The organism is Kiloniella sp. EL199 (genome assembly GCF_900313065.1).
GTDB lineage: Bacteria > Pseudomonadota > Alphaproteobacteria > Kiloniellales > Kiloniellaceae > Kiloniella.
Genome location: NZ_OMPU01000004.1, coordinates 166,694 through 181,741 on the forward strand (window position 1 = coordinate 166,694; position 15,048 = coordinate 181,741).

General features: G+C 42.7%; 11 protein-coding genes. 3 read left to right on the forward strand and 8 right to left on the reverse strand.

What is annotated here, in order from left to right; all coding sequences use genetic code 11:
• Nucleotides 1–39: 39 nt before the first annotated feature.
• The 5 genes from D9A03_RS01465 to D9A03_RS01485 form a co-directional block, all read right to left on the reverse strand.
• Nucleotides 40–1,047: a hypothetical protein gene (locus D9A03_RS01465; protein ID WP_120495462.1), complete on the reverse strand. Its 1,008-nt coding sequence runs from the start codon at nt 1,045–1,047 to the stop codon at nt 40–42.
• Nucleotides 1,044–1,559 carry a (2Fe-2S)-binding protein gene (locus tag D9A03_RS01470; RefSeq protein WP_120495463.1) on the reverse strand — a complete coding sequence of 172 codons (516 nt, stop codon included), beginning with the start codon at nt 1,557–1,559 and terminating at the stop codon, nt 1,044–1,046. The genes D9A03_RS01465 and D9A03_RS01470 overlap by 4 nt, the downstream gene beginning before the upstream one ends.
• Nucleotides 1,552–4,323: a xanthine dehydrogenase family protein molybdopterin-binding subunit gene (locus D9A03_RS01475; protein WP_120495464.1), complete on the reverse strand. Its 2,772-nt coding sequence runs from the start codon at nt 4,321–4,323 to the stop codon at nt 1,552–1,554. Before D9A03_RS01475 ends, D9A03_RS01470 begins: the two co-directional genes overlap by 8 nt.
• Nucleotides 4,324–4,524: 201 nt before the next feature.
• A complete protein-coding gene (locus D9A03_RS01480; protein WP_120495644.1) occupies nt 4,525–5,478 on the reverse strand; it encodes a nucleoside hydrolase in 954 nt (317 codons plus the stop codon).
• Nucleotide 5,479: 1 nt separating this feature from the next.
• Complete coding sequence (locus D9A03_RS01485) at nt 5,480–6,379, reverse strand: ribokinase (protein ID WP_162937916.1); 900 nt, start codon at nt 6,377–6,379, stop codon at nt 5,480–5,482.
• Nucleotides 6,380–6,822: 443 nt separating this feature from the next.
• Between D9A03_RS01485 and hppD the strand changes: the two genes are divergently transcribed.
• A complete protein-coding gene (gene hppD / locus D9A03_RS01490; protein WP_254054953.1) occupies nt 6,823–7,926 on the forward strand; it encodes a 4-hydroxyphenylpyruvate dioxygenase in 1,104 nt (367 codons plus the stop codon).
• Between the two features lie 91 nt (nt 7,927–8,017).
• On the opposite strand, the gene D9A03_RS01495 is transcribed toward hppD, so the two are convergent.
• From D9A03_RS01495 to D9A03_RS01505, 3 genes are all read right to left on the reverse strand, one after another.
• Nucleotides 8,018–9,502 carry an aldehyde dehydrogenase gene (locus tag D9A03_RS01495; protein ID WP_120495466.1) on the reverse strand — a complete coding sequence of 495 codons (1,485 nt, stop codon included), beginning with the start codon at nt 9,500–9,502 and terminating at the stop codon, nt 8,018–8,020.
• On the reverse strand, nt 9,502–10,692 hold the full coding sequence (locus D9A03_RS01500) for an epoxide hydrolase family protein (protein WP_120495467.1): 1,191 nt from the start codon (nt 10,690–10,692) through the stop codon (nt 9,502–9,504). Before D9A03_RS01500 ends, D9A03_RS01495 begins: the two co-directional genes overlap by 1 nt.
• Before the next feature lie 245 nt (nt 10,693–10,937).
• Complete coding sequence (locus D9A03_RS01505; RefSeq protein ID WP_120495468.1) at nt 10,938–12,395, reverse strand: PLP-dependent aminotransferase family protein; 1,458 nt, start codon at nt 12,393–12,395, stop codon at nt 10,938–10,940.
• Nucleotides 12,396–12,611: 216 nt separating this feature from the next.
• On the opposite strand from D9A03_RS01505, the gene D9A03_RS01510 reads away from it, so the two are divergent.
• A complete protein-coding gene (locus D9A03_RS01510; RefSeq protein ID WP_120495469.1) occupies nt 12,612–13,652 on the forward strand; it encodes a TRAP transporter substrate-binding protein in 1,041 nt (346 codons plus the stop codon).
• 101 nt (nt 13,653–13,753) lie between these two features.
• Nucleotides 13,754–15,043 carry a TRAP transporter large permease gene (locus tag D9A03_RS01515; RefSeq protein ID WP_120495470.1) on the forward strand — a complete coding sequence of 430 codons (1,290 nt, stop codon included), beginning with the start codon at nt 13,754–13,756 and terminating at the stop codon, nt 15,041–15,043.
• Nucleotides 15,044–15,048: the final 5 nt, after the last annotated feature.

The following is a 15,048-nucleotide window of genomic DNA, read 5'->3' on the forward strand; positions in this document are numbered from 1 at the left end:
GCAGTCATAAAAAAGCCCCGCATAAGCAGGGCTTTTTTATCAGGGTTTACCACCTATTGGATCGAGTATACAGCCTAGCCTTGCCAACTCTTTTTTGTCGCCTTTTTGATAAGCATCATGACAGCTAAGAATTTCAGATACTGATTTGGCATAAATGACATTCCATTGTGCTTCAGAATGGAAGTTGCCGACAGGCATAAAATGCGATGCAGGATAGGTTTGTGCCCAAGTATTGGCGTTTGGAATATCTACCATTCCGACAGCCTCTTCTGTTGCTTGACCACTGGTGAAGTCAACACCAAGACGGTGGCAACCAACACAAGGGTTATCGCGAGTGCTCAAAGAAATTGGTTTCCATTTTTGGAAATCTCGCCCCAGATGTTTATACCACCCTTCGGGATCAGTAGGTACTTTGTCCCAGACTTGCCCAATAAATGGACTGAACATAAAGGGGTCATTATCATGACAATCTCCGCAACCGTCGTTTGAGACTTCTTTCGGCGTATTCCAGAATTGTTTGGCTTCTTCATACTCGTTAAAGGGAGCCTTCTTCATTGGCGAGGGTACCAAGGATCCATCAATTGGAAGTCCGTTTGAACCAGTTGCCTGAAACCAGCAAGTACTGCCATCTTTTGCAGAATGAGCCACAACATCAATTTCATCGTAATAGATACTGCTTGCTGTTCTGATTTTCTTTTGCCTACACAGAACTGCTACCTGATCATCACCTTCTGACAAATCAAGTACGCGCGAATAAGGAACGCATTGACCATCAGCATCTTTGCCAAGCGGCAATAGCGAAGGACGATCACAATCCATATTCGGATAATATTTATCCGGGGTCTCTCCGCCATTAATTGTGATTGGTATTATGGTTCCAGCCTGACAATTAAAGGCGGGTAAATCTCTTATGGCTTCCGCGCACATATTTCCATAGGAAGCAAGATCCTGCCCCTCTTCATGCTGTTTCGGCTGTTCACCAGGTGTGCAACTGACTAGAAAAACAAGAGATGCACAGGAAACACTTTTTAGAAAATTTTTCATCATGCCACCATCCCCGGCTGTTTGAGAATAGCAGCCTTAACTGCCTCATAGTACCTTATATATCCGGTGCAACGACAGATGTGATCCTTCAATGCATCATCAATAACTTTATCCAACGAAGCTTTTGGAATGGGGTTATCTGTTAATCGATCCCAAAGGGTCATCGCTGCCATAAGAAAGCCAGGCGTGCAATATCCACACTGAAAAGAAAAATGATCCAAAAACTCTTGCTGTAGCGGGTGTAACTTACCGCCATCAGCAACGCTTTCTACCGTATAAACCTCGACACCAGACAGGGATGATAAAGGCGTAGAGCAAGCAATCATCGGTTCGGATGGTGCTCCGGGTTGACGCCGGACAGATACGGTACAGGCACGACAAACACCAATACCACAACAGAATTTAGTGCCGGTTAGATTTAAATCTTCTTGTAGAAAATCAATGAGCGGCAAATCTGCTTCTTCCTGAGAAGCATGAACAGTTTTACCGTTTACTGAGAAAGAGATATCAGCCATTTTTATCCATCCCCTTGCGAATTTTTTCTGCTGTTATGGGAAGGTCACGAAACCTTACGCCGGTTGCGTCATAGAGGGCATTGGATATTGCCGGAGCCACTGAACACATAACTGCTTCAGCGATACCTTTACCGGTCTTGTCATGCTTGAGAGGTTCCAACGTAATCAACTCCTGTCCCTTGAGTGCGACATCACCTGAACGAGGAACGAAATATCTATTAAGGTTCCAGTCTCCATCCGCAGGACCACCTAACCCTGGCGGCATATCTTCGAGCAAACTATATCCAATGGCCATGGCAACACCACCCTGACTTTGCCCGGACACTAGCCCTTCTGTGATAATCTTTCCTGCATTAAGGACAGATAAAGATTTGCGAACAACAGTTTCTCCGGAAACAGGATCAACTGTTAAACCGATGATATTCCCACAAGGTGCAAATGTGGTTCTGGAATAACGAGACGACGCAGGTGATGGGTAAATCCCCGTATTAACTTCCCGTCGAATAATTTCAGGTTTGTTCTGTCCTGCCGAATAAACCGCCAGGCCATCAATCTCCCAGTTATGGGTGATACCTTGGACATCAAAATCTGCTTTTACCCAAATTTCCTGAAAATAAGCGTGCACAAGTGCACCTTTGATACGACCTGTACGATGAATAACATCCGCAATAAGATCCATTGGAATTGGGGGAAGGTCCCTGTCTTTTGCGTATAGTCGCTCATTATCCCAGATTAGATCATGAGCCGGAATATCAGGTAACCCGAATATTTCCCGTGCAACAGGGGCAATTGCGGTATCAAACAGGACTTTTGAAGCCTGGTTAATAGCATGTACTTGATGAAATGCGGTAAGACAGGCACTTGATGACCCAACCCCGTTAGCCGTCCAATCAGGTTCTTTCCATGATCCTTTGTTGTCAGAGTTCATTTTTAGAACTGGATAGAGATCAGGGTTCCCCATATCAATGGACGATGCATTGCGGCCAAGATGATGAGCAGTTGAAACAGCGAGGGTTGTTGCAGATCCATTCCCCATGTCAACTGCGTTTGTTTTCACAACCAGTTGACCTTTGGGATCAAGCTCAACATAACCGATTAATCCATCACCAGAGGTGCCAAAAGCCTGCATGGACATTGCAAAACCAACGCCATATAACAAGCCCTCCTTGCGCCATCTCTCTTTTTCTATTTTCTGACTTTTCCAGATATCATGATTTTCTGATTTATCGAGAATTTCATGTAAACGAAGTTTCTCTGTTATAGGTCCCCCAACAACCGTATTTTCACCTTCATCAAGGGTGTTTTTTCGTCTGAATTCAATAGGGTCCCAACGGTTGTCTTTGGCAATATCGTCAAGAAGCGTTTCAATGGCAAAAAACGCCTGAGGGCCGCCAAAACCGCGTTGAGATCCGCCAGAAATATTTTTTGAATACATGGCGTTAGAATTAATAGCGGCACGGGGAATGCTATAAGATCCGCCTGCGCACAATCCTGCGAGTTGAGCAACCCACGGGCTGAGGTTTTCACGCCCGCCGCCATCAAAGGACATCATAACATCCAATGCCTGGATTTTCCCCTGATCATCAACAGATAAGCTCTCTGTTAACTCACAGGCATGACGCTTTAATCCTGCTTGAAATTGCTCAAAACGATCATAAGCTAATCGGATAGGTTTTCCACCAGCATAGGCAGCAGCGATAGCAAGGTTCAAGGTAAAGACAGAACTGTCTCTTCCACCAAACCCACCGCCGGGATAGCAAGAAATGATATTAACCGTTCTAACCTTAACGACTGGGTTATCCCCGGTAAACATTTCCAGAACGTCTTTCATGTCACCATCTGGAGATTGCGTACCAACCAGCAAGTTTAATGTTTTATTCGCGGCATCGTACCATCCCAGACCATTTTCTGGCTCCATGAACATAGGATCCATTGCCTGCATTGAACAATCGGCACTATAGGTCTTCCACTTTCCAGAGGCCATTTGCTCTTGAATTCGAGTTCGATGTGCAAAGGCTTTTTCGGAATAGTTTTTATCGTCCCCATTTTTCGCATAGGAGAAGACATCTACCCCTTTTTGTTCAGATGCCACACGGACATAATTTGTCAGAGGGTTAAATGGAAAGACAGGTTTGTTACTCGGTCTTTTGTCATAAAGCACAAAGTCAGCGTTAAATTGTATTGCTTTTTTTGCTGCTCTATAATCTTTACGGTTTTCAAAAATCAAAAAAGCTACTGGCTGACCATAAAAGCTTGCCCGTTTACCCTTGGAAACAATAAAAGGCCAAGTTAACGCACTTGGTCGTTTGATTTCTACATCTTGTATAAGAGGCTTGTTCTCTTGCTTATCTTCGTCCTGTAACTTATTAGGACGAAGAACTTCTTTTATGATTTTTTCGCCATAGAGTATCTCTACAGGTTGTGCGTTCTTTGGGATTAAAGAAAGATCCAGCCCTGTAAATGGATTATTAACATCGGTTGCCCGAATGATCATTACAGGGCGTTCTTCTTTGGGCCACCCGGGAAGGTTCCACGCGTGATAGTCACGTGCAAAAACCTTCTGTCCTGTAACTTTCACCAAGCCATCAACACGGTACCGGGCTTTCCCGGGTGATTTTGACCAGTCGCCACTATTTAAGGATGTTATCTCGTCCGTTTCATCCGCAAGCAACTCTGTGACAGGTATCATGTTTACGGAAAACGATACCCCTGCTACGGTTTTAATGAAACTCCGACGCGTCATCGAAAACGCGGTATTTTTCATGAACTCTCCCCTGAGAAAAGATTACGGGTAATTAAAATTACCTCTCACTTTCGAATTCACAGTGAAGCATTCCAATGGTTTATTCTTGGTAAAGTTTTGTAATTATTTTTCTCCTATTAAGAGAATTGACAAAGGCGCCACCAATCATGATAGCGCCTTTAATTATTTAAAAATAATTGCGTGAGAAATTAACTGACAAATTTATTCAGCGAATTTAGCGATCGTTCCCAAAACTTCGTCTTTTGTTTCTGTATCCTTAACCTGCATTAAGATCTTGTGATTACGACAACCATCCCATTCTGTTGATGGTCCCGGATGTCCCTTTGGTTTAATCAAAGTTTGCCCAAAAGCCGGTCCTTCACAACTCACCCGTACGGCAGCATCAATTGATCCAAAAAGCTCTGGATTTACATAATACGCTGTCGCACACGGATCATGAAAATAGCATCCGTCTATTCCAAACGTCCCATTATAAAACTTGAAATACAGATCTGCAGCATCAAGCAAGAAACCACCAATTCTTGGTACTTTTTGTGCCAGTTCTTCAGCTTCTTTTCTGTGCAAAATAACTTGATGAGTTACATCAAGCCCAGCCATGACCATTGGCCAGTCAGCACCAAAAACGATATCAGCAGCATGAGGATCATTGAATATATTTGCCTCGGCAACAGCAGAAACATTTCCGTATTCTTTAGCAGCACCGCCCATAATAATGACTTCTTTAACCAACGGGGCAATATCTGGTGCCATACGAAGAGCCATTGCCAGGTTTGTTAAAGGTCCAACCGCAATAATGGTTACTTCGCCCGGTTGTTTTCGCACAGAATCAATAATGAACTGTGGGGCGTATGTTTTTTCAATACTGCCTTTAGGATCTGGCAGATTGATATCACCAAAACCATCAGCCCCATGGATAAAATCGGGGAAACCTTTGTGCTGGGCGACAAGTGGCCCTGATGCCCCCTGAAACACAGGGATATCCTGACCAGCCATCTCAACAAGAATTTTTGCATTCTTGGCAGCAGTTTCTACCGGAACATTTCCAAAAACAGTCGTTAGGCCGATCAAATTAATTTCAGGATGGTAAAGGGCATGATGTATGGCAAAAGCATCATCAATCCCCGGATCTGTATCAAAAATTACAGGGTTTTTCATTTTATAAATCACTCATATTTTCTATAAATTGCGTCACCTCGGCAGAGGCTGGAATTGCAACTGAAGCTCCTGCTTTTGTAACAGCCAGTGCCGAGGCCGCACTTGCTCTTTGCATTGCTTCTTTTAACGGTAACTTTTGAGCTATAGAGGATAATACATAGCCAACAAAGGTATCCCCGGCACCAGTAGTATCAACAGCCTCAACTTTAAATGCCGGAACCTCAATCGTCTCATTTCCAGAATAGCAGATGGCACCTTTTGTGCCTCTGGTCACAATCACAACCGGACAAAGTTCTCCAAGTTTGCCCAAATCCCCTTGGCACTTTGCTTTAGCCAGCTCTTCCGCTTCCAAATCATTTACAATCAATAAATCCACAAGATCATAATCAATTGCTTGTGCCGCGCTATCAAAGGGGGCGGGATTAACAGCAACCTTGGCACCCATTTCTTTTACCAAAGAAATCATCTGATTGAGATTTGGCATCTCATTTTGAAAAAGGACCCATCCCCCTTTTTCAAATCCAGTTAACTTATTAGATAAATTATCAACATTAAGCTCATGATTAGCGCCAGCAAAAAGCAAAATGCAGTTTTCCGCATTATCATCAACCTGAATCAAGGCATGACCGGTTGCAACAGACACAACCTCAATTGATGATGTATCAACTTTTGACGATTTCAGTTCATCAATAATCCAAGTGTGATCATCGCCGATAACACCAATGTGCTTTACGTTTTCGCCAGCTCTGGAAAGGGCAACAGACTGGTTTGCGCCCTTCCCGCCTAAAACCCGTTGATAGGATTTGCTTGGCAGGGTTTCGCCCGGCTTTACGAAATAAGGAACGCGATAGACGTGATCGACATTTATAGAACCAATGTTGATAATTGTATTGTGTTTCACAAAATTCTTTCTGGCATATAGGTCTGGAATTAGTTGATCATACACAGGTCCATAAAAGCCAGACAATAATTTTCTGAATGGTAAATTTTTTATCACATTAATCTAAGAACAACATGATAAATTTTTACGGAAATACTCTCTGAAAACTCTTTAGTTATTCTTGACTATCCAACCATTCGTAAATATAATTTCATATGAAACTAATATCTTATCCATCTTAACCAAGGGTTACACGCGATGAAAAAATATCACCGTATAAAAACAGCCCTTAGTTATGGTATTGATGCTTTTCGCTTAATGGTGCTTATACGGGTTCTTGCCCCTTATATTGTTATGACAATTGGGCAGACTCTATTCAATGAAAACAGAGGTCTATCCAGAGGTTCCCCTCGGTAACAAAGTTAGAACAACCCTAATTTTGATTACATTCTATGGATAAAAAGATGACCACAATGAACAAAATGGCAGAACGTTCCGATTTGTTTGATAACCCTATGGGCCTGAATGGCTTTGAATTTGTAGAATTCGCAGCCCCAGACCCCCAAGTGCTTATAGATCTCTTTACGACAATTGGATTTTCGCTAGTTGCGAAGCATCGCTCAAAAAATGTTGATCTCTATCGCCAAGGCAATACGAATTTTATCCTTAATAAAGAAAAAAACAGCCCGGCATATTATTTTGCGGAAGAACATGGCCCTTCCCCCTGTGGTATGGCGTTCAGAGTGGATAATGCACATCAAGCTTATAACAGGGCGTTGGAACTTGGTGCCCAACCGATGGATATTCCCTGCGGCCCGATGGAACTCAAGCTGCCTGCAATCAAAGGTATTGGCGGTGCACCGATCTATTTAATTGATCGCTATGAGGACGGGTCCAGTATTTATGATATCGATTTCGAGTACCTACCCGATATGGACAGAAATCCGATTGGTTATGGCATGGATATCATCGATCATCTCACACACAACGTCTATCGTGGTCGCATGGCCTATTGGGCTGATTTCTATGAGGAATTCTTTAACTTTAAAGAAATTCGTTTCTTTGATATCAAGGGCGAATACACTGGCCTAACGTCGAAAGCAATGACGGCACCTGACGGAAAAATTCGTATTCCCTTGAACGAAGAATCTTCAGCTGGTAAAGGCCAGATCGAAGAATATCTAATGAAGTTTAATGGCGAAGGCATTCAGCATATCGCATTAACGACACCAGATATTTATAAGACAATATCAGACATGCGCGCCAATGGCGTTGAGTTTATGGATGCTCCCCCAGCAACCTACTACGAAATGCTGGACGATCGCCTCCCCGGTCATGGTGAAAACCCGGAAGAGCTAAAAAAACTCGGTATTCTTTTAGATGGCGCAACAGAAGCAGGTGATCCACGCCTTCTGCTTCAAATCTTTACCAAGTGCGTCATCGGCCCTGCCTTTATTGAAATCATTCAGCGTAAAGGTGACGACGGCTTTGGCGAAGGTAACTTCAAAGCCTTGTTTGAATCAATCGAACGCGATCAAGTTAATCGCGGTGTGTTGAAAACAGATTAGGTTTTACGCTGAAATTTTAAAAAGAACCCTGGATTTATCAATCCAGGGTTCTTTTTACTGCCTCTTGATCAATATACAATCTAATTCCTAGTTAATTATTGATCCAGATTGTCTTGGTTTGAGTGTATTGCGCCAGCGCTTCGGTACCATTATCACGCGCCAAAGAACCAGATTGCTTATAACCGCCAAAGGGCGTTTTAATATCTCCTTCGGAGAAACCATTTACAGACACAGTTCCGCAAGGCAGCGAACGGGCCATATGAATAACCCGATCAATATCCCGGGAAAAAATTGTCGCATGTAGTCCATAATCTGTATCACAGGCTATCGCCAGAGCATCATCCACTGATTGTATTGGCATGATCCCGAGTACTGGACCAAAAATTTCCTCACGTGCTATTTTCATATCCGGGGTAACATTCTGAAAGATCGTCGGTTCTATAAAACAGCCCGGTAAATTACTGTGTCCTCCCATAATTAGCTGAGCACCTTCATCTTGGCCACTTTGAATATAATTCATGACCATTTCCTTATGATTTTTGGTAATCATAGAGCCAATATCAGTAGCTGTATCCAGCGGATCTCCAAGACGAAACTTTTTAACACGTTCACTTACTCGAGCTGTAAATTCTTCGATTAGAGGGGCGGCAATAAGCTGGCGCATATTAGCTGAACAATTTTGCCCTCCATTCCAAAAAGCGGACATAGCAGCATGTTCAATCAAATTATCATTGATCACAGCATCATCAAGCACAATAAATGGGCTTTTACCCCCCATCTCAAGACCTACACCTTTAAGGTTGCTATCTCCGGCATAACGCAAAAACATCCGGCCAACCTCAGTTGATCCAGTGAAGGAGACTGTATCTATATCATTATGTAGGCCAATAGCTTGACCTGCTGTGTGACCATAGCCTGGAAGAATATTAATAACACCAGCAGGCACACCTGCTTCTTGCATCAACTCTGCCAAACGAATAGTGGTGAGTGGTGTTTGTTCCGCTGGCTTAATCACTGCTGAACAACCAGCGGCAAGTGCGGGGGCAATTTTCCAGGCGGCCATTACAAGTGGGAAATTCCAAGGTAAAACTGCCCCGGCAATACCTGCAGGTTCTTTTATAATCAATGCTAATGCACTTGGGCCAGTAGGAGCAATTTTACCAAACGTTTTATCAGTTAATTCTGCGTACCACTGAAAAAAGTTTGGTACTTCTGTGCCTATTTCATGAAGGCAATCAGTAATTGTTTTACCAGTATCCAAACTTTCAAGAACAGCCAACTCATTTGCATGTTCTCGTACCAAACTAGCTACTTTTAAAAGAATTTCCTTGCGGTACTCTGGTTCAGTGCGAGACCATGTACCATCATTAAAAACGCGTCTTGCGGCAACAACAGCGCGATCGACATCTGCAGATTTGCAATGGGCAACACTCGTTAAAACTTGGCCAGTGGCTGGATTGATTGTTTCAAATTTATCGCCATCGTCTGCATCACAAAATGCCCCATCAATGAAAGCTTGACCATTGGGAGACAATTTCGCCGCTATAGATTGAAATTCTGTATAAGAAAGAGTCATCAAAGACCTCCATTATTTGAAGAACGTAAAGAACGTGCAAATTTACGAATATCAGCGAGGAGCATTTCCGGCTCTTCCATTGCTGCAAAATGACCACCATGTGGCATCTCTGTCCATTGCTGTATGTTGTATATCCGGTCTACATAAGAGCGTGGAGGCCAGTTCAACATCTCAGCTGGGAATACTGCACAGCCTGTGGGCACTTCAACACGGTGCCCTTCTGGTGACAGAATACGACCTCCTTCTTCTCGTCGTCCGTAATAAATCCACGAAGCCGAATTGAAGGTTTTCGTTGTAATGTAGATCATAATATTTGTAAGTAGATCATCCTTTGAATGAACTGCTTCAATGTCATTATTTTCAATATCAGACCAAGAATGGAACTTTTCCACTAACCAAGCTGCTATACCCACTGGACTATCCATCATTGCATAGCTGAGTGTCTGTGGTCGGGTAGCTTGTTGTGTACGATAGCCATTTTGCATAACTTGGTCGTGATCGAACTGTATTTCCCAAGCTTGTTCTTCAGGGGTTTGGGGGCCATCAGGGTGACGCATTGTAAGAACATTAAGGTGAATAGCAGCACAAGCAGGTGCATGTTCATAGCCTAACCAAGAACAAATTGCCCCTCCCCAGTCACCTCCTTGTGCCAGATAGCTGTCATACTCCAGAACCTGACACATCAAAGAATTGATAACGCCCGCAATTTTTCGAGGTCCATATGGACGTGGAGGTCGGCCAGAAAAAGCAAATCCAGGCAAAGATGGCGCAATGACTGTAAAGGCATCCTTTACGTCACCACCAAAACGTTCCGGATGTGCTAGTGGCTCTATCAGATTGTAAAATTCTGCGACAGATCCAGGCCAACCATGACTTATCATCAATGGTATAGGGTTATCACCACTACCTTCTTCATATATGAAATGCATGTCGATACCTTCGACAATGGCTCTGCAATTCGTGAAGCTATTTATTTTCGCTTCCTGGGCTCGCCAGTCAAAATCATTAACCCAATAAACACAAAGCTCCTTGAGGTAATTCATATTAGTTCCATAATCCCATCCCCCATCATTGGGCATTTCGTGCCAAGGGTAATTCGCAACACGTTCCTTTATTTGTTTGAGAGTTTCATCTGCTACAAAAAACTGGAATGGTGTCACTTGCGGGTTGGAAAAAATACAATCTGTCAACGGACCAAATCCTCAATCTGAAAGGGTGATGCTCTGTCATAATTGTTCAGCATCTTCCATATCAAATAACGAATATTTAGCTCTTTCGGCGAGAGACAGGTAAAGGCTTTCGAAAGGACAGTTGACGATATTAAAGATATCCCTCAACTTATTAATAGTGAATTACAATATGAATAATTATTACAAATCAAATAGATAAAAAGTATTGTTGCAAGATTAAGATTACTCATTTGATTTAATTCAAATTATAACATGGCACGAACTTCATCTGCGATCAGTTGCAATCCCGCGTCCATTTTGGATACAGGAACATACGCAAATCCAAGACGAAAACTGCGATTATCATTATTATTTAAATAATAGTCTTGGCCTCGATCCACGAGAACACCTTTTTCACTCAAACGGTTTGCTAATTCACTTGCATCAAAGTTATCAGGCCCAGTGAGCCAAAATGAAGTTCCACCCTCAGATTGAGTATGTTTGAGCATGTTGAGGTGCTTTGTCAATGCAGAGTACATAGCATGCCAACGCTTCTTGTAACGTCGCTCAATATTACGTAAGTGTGCATCGTAAAAACCTAATTGAAAAAATAAGGCTACAATTTCTTGTACGATTGTTGGTGGATGTCGCATCATAACACCACGGGCAATTCGAGCCTCGCGAATAATGTCTCGATGGGCAACAATGAAACCTAATCTAATTCCTGGAGAAATGGTTTTTGAGAGACTGCCAATATAAATAACTCGTCCATTTTTATCTAAAGAACGTATTGATGGAGACGATTGAGCCACATAATTCATTTCTGCCTCATAATCGTCCTCTACAATAAGAAAATCTTTCTTTTCAGCCATCTCGAGTAATTCTTCACGACGATGTTGATTCATAGTCACCATGGTTGGGAACTGATGACTGGGCGTCGTAAAAGCCAGCTTACAGCCAGTAGGAATAGCAGAAGGAATCAATCCTTGATCATCAATAGGTACACCAATTAACTCATTGCCAGATAATCGAAACGCATTACGAGCTCCAAAAAAACCAGGGTCTTCTAATGCGATCGGACGTCGATTTTGAGCAAAGATGGTACCTAGAATAAACAAGGCATTTTGTGCGCCAAGGGTAATAAGAATTTCATCTTCATCAGCATAAATACCACGTGTATTTAATAATCTTTGTCGTAATTGCTGCACCAGATGTGGACTGTCACTTTCAACGGAATCACTTGCCCAAACGGGCATTTTTTTACGTCCTAGGGCTTGTCGGGTACATTCGCGCCAACCATCCACAGGGAACAAATCAGGATCAATTTGATTATAAATGAAGGGATAAGGATAACTTTGCCAATCTAAAGGGTTGACCACTGGAACCAATTCATTTGATTGAAATTTAACAGGGCACGAGATGTTATTTTCCGTTGTATTTTCTGGTGTTGTCTCTTTAGGGATCACGACATCCGAGTTCACAAAATACCCTGATCTATCACGAGATACCAAAAAATCCAAATCCACAAGCCGATTATAAGCTGCAAACACAGTATTACGTGACACACCCAGTTGATTTGCCAATTTCCGACATGAAGGTAACGGGCGATCAATAGCTAATGCCCCTGAAATAATTGCTGCGCTAACGGATTCGCAGATTTGATCGCGTAAACTTAAGGTCGAATGTTCGGGTAATTTGGTAAACCTGGGCGTCGTTGAACTCAATTATTTACTCCTAATCAATACATCCCTTATTCCACAAAGGCTATGCGATTCTTCTAACGCAAGCTATGTGTTTCTGTTATACAGGCTATGCGATTTTTACTTTACTCATCAGGTATCTTCTCGTCTGTCCCTTTATTTCGCGCGATCTGTCACTTTCAATGTGCTCTGACCAGCTTAATGCTAAGCGAAGAAAAAAAATGTCAATGGGAGGTTTCGATGAAGTTAAAATTTATAGGAAAATTGCTGTGTGCAGCTTCAGTTATTACAATATTCACACAAACAGTAGCTGCAGAAACAGTCTTGAAGCTCGGCACTGTCGGGCGTTTAGGTATGCCTATTGGCGATGCCATTGACCAAGCTTTGATTCCCACCTTAACCAAAGTCTCAGGAGGACAGATGAGTGTTGAACCGCATTATCGGGGGTCACTATGCGGAGAACAAACTTGTGGGGAGCAAGCTAATCAAGGGCTTTTACAACTTTGGACAAGTTCTACTGCCAATTTTGGGAACTTTGGAACTGCTCTCTCTATTTTTGATTTACCATATATTTTTAAAAGCATCGAAGATGCGGATAGAATTTCTTCTACATGGTTGGCAAAAAAACAATGCGATATTGCTGCTGAAGAATCAGGACATGTTTGCTTAACAGTTTATTCAAGCGGTGGTTTCCGTCAATTGGGTAATGCCTCACGCCCAGTACACGTTCCTTCGGATATGGAAGGTATTAAGTGGCGTGTCACCAAAAGTCCAATTGAATATACGCTAATCAAAAATTGGGGAGCGGTTCCGGTTCCCTATGACTGGACTCAACTTTATCAAGGGCTTCAAACCGGCGTTGTTTCCGGGCAATATGTTGCAACACCGTGGCAACATATTGCCAAACTTCATGAAGTCGCAAAATATTACACTCAAATCGGAGGTTCTTGGTCAGGAAATCAACTATCAATGGACAAGCGCCAATATGACAAGTTGAGTGATCAGGAACGGGAATGGCTTCACATGGCTGCAGAAGCTTTTGGTCAACGTGTTCAAGAACTTGACCGCCAATGGGTCGCAGATGGCGAAGCTGCTATAAAATCTGAAATAAAAGAATGGTACGTACCAACAGAAGATGAGTTAGCACTCTGGCGAGCGGGCGCTATTGATGCCTGGATCAATGCCAAAGGTACTTTTGATCCAGAGACAGCCACGCGTGTTCTCGAAGAACAAGGAATGACTGATTTCATTGACCAGCTTAAAGCAGCTAACGCTCTTTAAAAGAAGATTGGCTTTAATTTCCAATCGTTGGCGCGAAGCTTTCTTCGCGCCAACTCACTTTTAGTTCTTCAAAGTTTTATTGTGTAAAAAGGGATACGTTAATGGAAAGCATCATACTTTTAGTTGTCCTTGTACTACTGATTATGCTGGGTGCTCCTGTAGGATTTACTTTAATCTTAATTCCAGTGGTTTATATTCTTATTACAGACGTAGCCCCTATGATTCTGATCCCGAGCCAAATGTTCAGTGCCATAGACGCAGTTCCTCTTACGGCTATTCCTTTCTTTATGTTGACTGGTGAGTTGATGACCAGCGCAACCATTACTGATCGGTTAGTTGAATTAAGCCAACGTTTAATTGGTCGGATGCGTGGCAGCATGGCACAAGCCAATGTACTAGTTAGCATGTTTTTTGCTGGTATGAACGGGTCTGTGGTCGCTGATACTGCCACTGTGGGATCACTATTGGTGCCCGCAATGAAACGTGCTGGTTATCCAGGCGCCTTTGCCGCAGCAATCACAGCTGTAAGCTCTACTATTGGTGGAATTATTCCACCGTCGATTATGATGATTGTTCTGGCAAATGCTGGTGGGATTTCTGTCGGCGCTCTGTTCGCTGGTGGTATCATACCTGGAATCATGATTGGTGCCCTCTTGATGGTGATCAATCATATCATCGCAAAACGTAATAATTTTGAACGTAATGAAGAACCTTTCAGCCTCAAGGCCATTGCAATTGTCAGTTATAAATCATCCTTTGCTCTACTGATACCTGCAGTATTGGTGGGGTCTGTTGTATTTGGTATAGCTGGCGTTGTTGAAGCTGGTGCATTAACTGCAAGTATCGCCCTTTTCGTTGGACTTTTTGTTTATCGCACAATTAATTGGGATAATTGCAAAAGTGCTTTTGAGCGAGCTTTCCGTAATTCAGCTATGGTATTCATCATTATTGCCGCATCTGGACCGTTCAGTTGGCTGTTAACATCGTTGGGTGCCATTAATGAGCTAGAACAATGGCTGCTTAGTTATACTTATAATCCTTTGCTTTTTGCATTGGTTCTCGTGTTGTTTATCTTTCTTTTAGGCATGGTAATGGATTCAGCAGCAAACATTATTGTTGTCGGCCCAGTCTTGGTCGATGTGATGGTTAAAGCAGGTTATGCTGATGTTCAAGCTGCACTGGTTGTCGTTGTTGGGTTTTTGATCGGCTCAGTAACTCCGCCTGTTGGTGTTGCATTCTTTACCGCAGGGGCTATTGCCAAAGTGCGGTTAGAAAAGGTTGCCTTGGCCATGTTACCTTATCTGGTTGCCTTATTCATGCTCTTGTTTTTATTAATAATTGCACCCCAAATTACAATGTTTTTACCTCAGGCTTTTGGGTTTGTGAAATGATGCGA

Coding starts and splice junctions, on each gene's coding strand:
- D9A03_RS01465 (WP_120495462.1), bottom strand. CDS start 1,047: ATGATGAAAAATTTTCTAAAAAGTGTTTCCTGTGCATCTCTTGTTTTT.
- D9A03_RS01475 (WP_120495464.1), bottom strand. CDS start 4,323: ATGAAAAATACCGCGTTTTCGATGACGCGTCGGAGTTTCATTAAAACC.
- D9A03_RS01515 (WP_120495470.1), top strand. CDS start 13,754: ATGGAAAGCATCATACTTTTAGTTGTCCTTGTACTACTGATTATGCTG.
- D9A03_RS01470 (WP_120495463.1), bottom strand. CDS start 1,559: ATGGCTGATATCTCTTTCTCAGTAAACGGTAAAACTGTTCATGCTTCT.
- hppD (WP_254054953.1), top strand. CDS start 6,823: ATGACCACAATGAACAAAATGGCAGAACGTTCCGATTTGTTTGATAAC.
- D9A03_RS01495 (WP_120495466.1), bottom strand. CDS start 9,502: ATGACTCTTTCTTATACAGAATTTCAATCTATAGCGGCGAAATTGTCT.
- D9A03_RS01480 (WP_120495644.1), bottom strand. CDS start 5,478: ATGAAAAACCCTGTAATTTTTGATACAGATCCGGGGATTGATGATGCT.
- D9A03_RS01510 (WP_120495469.1), top strand. CDS start 12,612: ATGAAGTTAAAATTTATAGGAAAATTGCTGTGTGCAGCTTCAGTTATT.